The following is a 573-nucleotide window of genomic DNA, read 5'->3' as shown; positions in this document are numbered from 1 at the left end:
AGGCGATTACGGAAAACGCAAGATTTTGACGCCGCTGGCGTGCCTCTCGAAACTGTAAGCGAGGGCTGGTTTTGCGCGGCTCTACTGGTTGGGGCGAGGTGGGATTCACCCTGTTAACTCTAGTCTAATTGGGCGTTATTGTGCACCAACCTGACGTGGGCGGCGCGCCAATAGTGCGAAGCTCTGAGTGAGCGTGTAAGTCTTAGGGGAGCGCATTCGCGTCCAACAAGCTATTGCAAGGAGTTCAAATTGGGTTTCCTCAATGAGGATTTGCTAGAGCGCATCCATTCGCGCGCGGACCGTTATGATCGGGAGAACGAGTTTCCGTTTGAAGACTATGAAGAGCTAAAAGAGGCCGGCTACTACGCTGCATTTGTGCCAAAAGAGTATGGCGGCGCTGGTCTTACGCTCGCGGAAATTGCCAGGGAACAGACGCGTCTAGCGAAGGCGGCTCCGGGCACGGCGCTGGGCATCAATATGCATCAGATCATTGTGGGTTTGGGGCGCCACATGGTTTCGCGCGGCAATATGAAGGGCGAGCAGATTCTGCGCGGCGCGGCTGCGGGCGAGCTG

General features: G+C 56.4%; 1 protein-coding gene. It reads left to right on the top strand.

All coding sequences use genetic code 11. The features are described 5' to 3' along the window. Positions 1 to 249: 249 nt before the first annotated feature. Positions 250 to 573: acyl-CoA dehydrogenase family protein (locus tag HMPREF1627_RS01015; protein ID WP_034500389.1), on the top strand; the 324-nt coding region annotated here is incomplete at its 3' end.

Origin of the sequence: Actinomyces sp. S6-Spd3 (assembly GCF_000758755.1) — a bacterium.
Lineage (GTDB): Bacteria > Actinomycetota > Actinomycetes > Actinomycetales > Actinomycetaceae > Pauljensenia.
The sequence above is the reverse complement of the archived record's forward strand: the minus strand, read 5'-3'. Positions and strand labels throughout refer to the sequence as shown.